At 69.2% G+C, this 6,264-nt stretch carries 5 protein-coding genes; 1 reads left to right on the top strand and 4 read right to left on the bottom strand.

Annotated elements, in window-relative coordinates; genetic code table 11:
* The 4 genes from HKK72_RS34500 to HKK72_RS34485 form a co-directional block, all read right to left on the bottom strand.
* Window positions 1-719 (bottom strand): dipeptide/oligopeptide/nickel ABC transporter ATP-binding protein (locus HKK72_RS34500; protein ID WP_187238611.1); only part of this gene is annotated, 719 nt, incomplete at its 3' end.
* Window positions 716-2,710 (bottom strand): dipeptide/oligopeptide/nickel ABC transporter permease/ATP-binding protein, encoded by a 1,995-nt coding sequence (locus HKK72_RS34495; protein WP_187238610.1) that lies wholly within the window; start codon window positions 2,708-2,710, stop codon window positions 716-718. The genes HKK72_RS34495 and HKK72_RS34500, both read right to left, overlap by 4 nt.
* Window positions 2,707-3,666, bottom strand: coding sequence for an ABC transporter permease (locus tag HKK72_RS34490; RefSeq protein WP_187238609.1), 960 nt, complete (start codon window positions 3,664-3,666; stop codon window positions 2,707-2,709). Before HKK72_RS34490 ends, HKK72_RS34495 begins: the two co-directional genes overlap by 4 nt.
* Window positions 3,667-3,743: 77 nt before the next feature.
* A complete protein-coding gene (locus HKK72_RS34485; protein WP_187238608.1) occupies window positions 3,744-5,360 on the bottom strand; it encodes an ABC transporter substrate-binding protein in 1,617 nt (538 codons plus the stop codon).
* Between the two features lie 147 nt (window positions 5,361-5,507).
* Here HKK72_RS34485 and HKK72_RS34480 point away from each other — a divergent pair.
* Window positions 5,508-6,264, top strand: a 757-nt coding sequence (locus tag HKK72_RS34480; protein WP_187238607.1) for a FadR/GntR family transcriptional regulator, incomplete at its 3' end; no start/stop codon positions are given.

The raw sequence follows: 6,264 nt of genomic DNA, 5'->3' as shown, positions 1-6,264 counted from the left end.
TCCACGATCCGCCCGAGGTACATCGTCGCGACGCGGTCGCTCATCCGGCGCACCGTCTGGATGTCGTGCGAGACGAAGACCATGGCCAGACCCAGTTGCCGCTTCAGATCGAGCAGCAGGTTGAGGATCTGCGCCCGTACCGAGACGTCCAGGGCGCTGGTCGGCTCGTCGGCGATCAGCAGGCGTGGTCGCAGCGCCAGCGCCCGTGCGATCGCGACGCGCTGGCGCTGGCCGCCGGAGACCTGACCGGGCAGCAGGTCCGCCACGCTGCCGGGCAGCCCCACGAGGTCGAGCAGCTCGCGGACGCGCTCGTCGCGCTGCCGCACGGTGCCGACGCCATGGACGTCGAGCGGGTCGCGCAGCACCTGCCGGATGGGCAGCCGGCGGTTGAGCGCCGTGGACGGGTCCTGGAAGACCATGCCGATGCTCGACCCGATCGCCGTGCGGCGAGCCGAGTTCGCCATCGACCAGATGTCCTGCCCACGGAAGCCCACCGTGCCCGCAGTCGGTCTCTGCAGCCCGACCAGGATCTTCGCGAGCGTGGACTTGCCGCAGCCGGACTCCCCCACGACCCCGACGGTCTCTCCCTCCGCGACGGTGAGATCCGCTCCGGTGAGCGCGTAGACGCGATCACCGGTGAAGAGGCCACCGGAGCGCGCCTTGTACACCACATGGACGTCGGCGAGTTCGATGAGGGTCTCGGCGGCCTGCGCGGTCATCGTGCCTCCGCTGAGTCGGCCGGCGCGGACCCCGCGCCGGCGGCGGGTGTGGGGGCCGCGACGGCGAGCGCCGGATGGTGGCAGGCCACCGCGTGATGACGCACCGCGCCCTCCAGGGCAGGTGCCTCGGTCCGGCAGATCTCCGTCGCCATCGGGCACCGGTCGGCGAAGCGGCAGCCGCTCGGGAAGTCGGCCGGTGAGGGCACCACGCCACGGATCTGGGTGAGCCGCTGCGCGCCGGACTCCAGGGACAGCACCGAGCCCAGCAGGCCGCGCGCGTAGTGGTGGGCGGGGGCGCCGATCAGGGCGGCGGTCACGCCGGTCTCGACGATCTGCCCGCCGTACATCACCACGACCCGGTCGGTCACGTCCGCGACGAGGGCGAGGTCGTGCGATACCAGGATCAGGGCGAAGTCGAGCTCCGCGCGCAGCCGCAGCAGCAGCTGGATCACCTGCGCCTGTACGGTCACGTCGAGCGCCGTCGTCGGCTCGTCCGCGACGATCAGTCTGGGCTCGCGGGACAGGGCCATCGCGATCAGCACCCGCTGCCGCTGCCCGCCGGACAGCTCGTGCGGATAGGACGAGAGGGTCCGCGCCGGGTCGAGTCCCACCAGCTCCAGCAGTTCCGTCGGGGTACGCCGGCCGCCGCGCCGGACCACCTGCTTGAGCTGGGCCTTGACGGTCATCGCCGGGTTGAGCGACGACAGCGCGTCCTGGTAGATCATCGCCATGTCGTGCCCGAGCAGCCGCCGCCGGGCCGCTCGGGGCATCGTCAGCAGTTCCTCGCCGTCGAAGCGGATCTCGCCGCCGACGCGGGCGCCCCGGGGTTGCAAACCCATGATGGTCAGCGCGGTCAGCGACTTGCCGCAACCGGACTCGCCGACGAGGCCGAGCACCTCGCCGGGTCGGATGTCGAAGGAGATCCCGTCGACGATGTCCACGCCGTTGTGGCGTCCATCGAAGCCGATGGCCAGGTTCCGCACCCGCAGGATCGGCTCGCCCTGTGGCAGCGGCCGGGCCCGCTCGGCCACGCGCCGCGCGGCCTCGGTGAGCCCGGTCAGCTCGACGATCTCGCCCGAGCCGGAAGCCGCCTGGTCGATCGCGTCGCCCTCGGCCGCCTTCTTGACGGTGTCGGGCCGCGCCGCCGGCGCGGCCCAGGCGTCGGAGATCCCCTCGGCGAGGATGTTGAGCGAGAGCACCGTGATCAGGATCAGCAGTCCGGGGAAGATGGTGGCCCACCACCCGCCCAGCAGCACCATGTTGCGGCCGTCGGCGATGACACTGCCCCAGGAGGGGTTCGGGGGGCGTACGCCCGCGCCGATGAACGACAGCGACGCCTCGAAGACGATGGTGTCGGCCACCATCACCGTGCAGAACACCAGGATCGGCGCTGCGCAGTTGATCGCCACGTGCTTGATCAGGATGTGCGGCGCACGCGCCCCGATGATCGTTTCAGCCGCCACATAGTCCTCTCCGTACTGGGCCAGCACGTTCGCCCGGACGACGCGCGCCACGGACGGCATGTAGAGGAAGGCGATCGCGAGAACCAGCACGGGGATGCTGCCGCCGAAGACCGCGACCAGCACCGCGGCGAGCGCGATGCCGGGGAACGCCATGATGACGTCGAGGGTGCGCATGGTCGCCTCGTCGACCGACCTGCGGGAGGTCGCGGCGACGGCGCCGATCAGCGCGCCGAACACCAGCGCGATCGCCGTCGCGCCGAGACCGATGATCAGCGACCAGCGCGCGCCGTAGAGCAGCCTGGTGAGGATGTCGCGGTTGGAGCTGTCCAGGCCCATCCAGTGGGAGGCGCTGGGACCGCCGCCCGCCGCCTCCTGCACGTACGGGGAGTGCGGGGTCAGCACCGGGGCGAGGACGGCGGCGAGGACGATCGCGGCCACGACGCCCACGGCGATCCACGAGGCGGGACCGAGCCGCCGGAAGGCGAGGTCCGCCCGGGACAACCTCGTCGCGAGTCCACCGCGCATCATCCGGCACTCCTCAGCCGAGGGTTGACCAGCAGATAGAGGATGTCCACGACGAGATTCACCACGACGAACCCGATGGCGATGGTGAGCACCACGCCCTGCACCACGGCGGGATCTCCGTTGCGCACCGCGGTGATCATGAGCTGACCCATGCCCGGCAGCGAGTAGATGGTCTCGATGACCACCGCGCCGCCGAGCAGGTATCCGACCCGCAGGCCCAGCACCGTGAGCGGGTTGATCAGCGCGTTGCGCAGCACGTTGCGGCCCACCACGACGATCGGCGGCAGGCCGCTGCCGATCGCCGTGCGCACGTAGTCCTTGTCGAGTTCCTCGACCATCGAGGTCCGGATGATCCGGGTGAGGTAGGCCGCGACGGGCAGCGACAGTGACAGCGCCGGGAGCGTCAGCGACCGCAGCCATCCGCTGAACGAGTCGGCGGGGTTGATGTAGCCGCTGGTCGGGAACCACCCGCGGTCGACCGCCAGCCACTGGATCATCAAGAGCGCGAGCCAGAACGCGGGCGCGGCCACGCCGATCAGTGACACCAGCCGGATCAGCTGATCCGGCCAGCGATCCCGGAAGATCGCTGCAGTGACGCCGAAGATCAGGGCCAGCACCACGGCGATGATCAGGCCGAGGAGGGTCAGCTGCAGCGTCAGCGGGAGCGCCGTGACCACCGAGTCGAGCACCGGCGCCTTGGTCAGGGCGCTGGTGCCCATGTCGCCCTGGAGCAGCTCGCCGACGAACCGCACGTAGCGCAGCGGCAGCGGATCGAGCAGTCCGTTCTCCACCTGGAACTGGTGGATCTGCTCCTGGGTCGGATTGGCGCCCTGGAAATAGGCGTACTCCGGCTTGTTGTCGGAGAACCGCATGACAATGAAGACGAGCAGGATGACGCCCAGCAGCAGGGGGATCAGGATGAGCATGCGGCGTACCAGCATTCTGCCGATCACTGCCACTGCGCACCTCCTGGTGAAGTCGGGTCGGGGGCCGGCCGGGGCGGCGCCGTGATCGTCTGCCGGCGCCGCGGCGTGGATCAGATGCGCTTGGCCTGCAGCAGACCGATGCCGGGGTAGGCCTGCGCCCTGATGCCGGTGAGCCGCTTCGGGTTCCACGCGGTCATGAGCTCGGTGTGCAGCACCGGGTAGAGCACGGCCTGCTCGGCGATGACGTCCAGATACCGGTGCACCAGCTCGAGCTTCTTCTTCGGATCGGACTCCTCGGTGGCCTTGGCCATCAACGCGAAGAGGTCCTTGGCGTCGGCGGTGGAGTCCCACTTGGTGTACTTCATCCAGAGACCGCCGGACGTGTAGTTGTAGCGCAGGATCAGATCCGCGTCGAGGCCGAACTGGTTGGGGTTCGAGGCGGCCGCCACCACCTGGTACGACTGGCTCTGGTCCATCTTGGTGAACAGCGCGCTCGTGTCCTGCGGCTCCAGGGTGGTCTTTACGCCGATCGCCTGCCACGAGTTCGCGATCGTGGGCAGGCAGTCGGCGAGCCAGCTGACGTTGACCGCCATCAGCGTGACCGACAGGTCGCTCACGCCGGCCGCCTTGAGCAGCGACTTCGCCTTCTCGGGGTCGTAGTCGTAGACGGTCTTGGCCTTGGCGTACGACGCGTTCTGCTCGTTGAGGAAGCTGGTCGCCGGGGTGCCGTGCCCCTTGAGCGCCACGTCGATCATCTTCTTGGTGTCGATGGCGTGGAACAGGGCCTGGCGGACCCGGACGTCGTCGAACGGCTTCTGGCCGGTGTTGAACATCAGGAACATGTGGTTCATGCCCTTGCCGCCCTCGACGGTCAGCCCGGCCTTGCGCAACTGGTCGATGTTGGCGTACGGGACGTTCTCGGCGATCTGGGCCTCGGCACTGCCCCCCGAGATCTTCGCGACCCTCGCGGAGGCGTCCACGATGGACAGCCAGTTCATCTTCCGGATCGCGGGCTTGCGCGGGCCGTTGTAGCCGGCGAACGCCTCGAACGTGGTGTTGGACTTCGGGTTGTGCGCGGTCATCTTGTACGGGCCGGAGCCGACGGCCTTTCCGCCCTTGGCCGCGTCCCAGCCGCCCGACACTCCGAAGACGTGCTTCGGCATGATCTTCGCGATGGTCAGCCGCTGGAGCGCGTCGGGGAACGGGAACTTGAAGACCAGCTCCACGGTGGTCTCATCGACCTTGCGCACCTCCTTGAGCCAGGTCTCGAAGAAGGAGTAGGTCAGCACCTTGGCCTTCGGGTCGAGGACCCGCTCGAAGGTGAAGAGCACGTCGTCGACGGTGACCGGCTGCCCGTCGTGCCACTTGGCGTCCGTCCGCAGGGTGAACTTCCACGTGGTCGCCGACGTGTCGGCGGGCAGCGCGGTGGCCAGTGCGGGATAGGGCTCGCGGGTGATCGGGTCGGTGTCGACCAGGCCCTCGTAGACGTGGTTGAGGCCGGCCATCGAGAAGGCCGACGCGGTCATGGTCGGGTCCCAGCTCTGGTCGTTGCCGTATCCGATGACGGCGGTGACGAGGTCCTTGTCCCCGCCCGCACCCACCGAACTGGTCGACGCGGGGCCGCTGCAGGCCGAGACGGCGGCGGTGATCGCCGCCGCGGCGCTCACCGTCCCGCTGTAGCGCAGAAAGTCGCGGCGGCTGAGGGGCCGGGAAATCGGGGCGCTCACGGTGCCTCCTGGAGAGGATCTGGTGTCGGGCGGGGTGGGGTCTCGTCACGTGTGGGAGATTGGACGTCCCACATCCCATGTCCAGTAGAGTGGAGGCTAGGGTCGAGCCCGTGTCCGGTCAAGAGCAATGACCAGGAGATGTCCGTCATGTTTCACGATGATCGTCACGCCGCCGGCAGCGACGCCGAGCGGCGTCCCGGCGTACCCGTTGGATCCGTTTCCGCAGCTCGCGGCCGTCGGCTGAGCCGCGCGGTCGAGGTGCAGGAGGCGGTCAAGGACATCATCCTGCGGCGCGGCCTGACGACCGGGGATCCGCTGCCGACCGAGTCGGAGCTGATGGAAGAGCTGGCCATCGGCCGCAACTCGGTCAGGGAGGCCCTCAAGGTCCTGCAGGCCGTCGGCATCGTCGACATCCGGCACGGCTTCGGCATGTTCGTCGGCCGGATGTCGCTGAACGGCCTGGTCGATGAGCTGGCCTTCCACAGCCGGATCGCCATGCAGGACGAGCGAGACCACCTGCGCCACCTCATCGAGATCCGGGAGATCCTCGAGGACGGGCTGACTCAGCGCCTCATCGACCGGCACGACCAGGCCGACATGGCCGCGCTGCTCGCCCCCGCCGGCGAGATCATCGAACGCATGGAGGCCGAGGCGCTGGTCGGAGCGATCTCCCCGGAGACCGATCGGCTCTTCCACGACGTGCTCTACCAGCCGCTCGGAAACCCCCTGGTGGGCCAGTTGCTCGGCGCGTTCTGGGAGGTCTACCACCAGCTCCGCGACGATCTGGGTACGCCCGACGAGACCCCGGCCGACGTCGCGCGCAAGCATCGCGACATCTACACGGCCGTCATCACGGGGAACCGGGCGGGGGCGGCGACGGCCATGCGCGCGCACTTCGCCGGCG

This window comes from Actinomadura sp. HBU206391, from assembly GCF_014323665.1.
Lineage (GTDB): Bacteria > Actinomycetota > Actinomycetes > Streptosporangiales > Streptosporangiaceae > Actinomadura_C.
The sequence above is the reverse complement of the archived record's forward strand: the minus strand, read 5'-3'. Positions and strand labels throughout refer to the sequence as shown.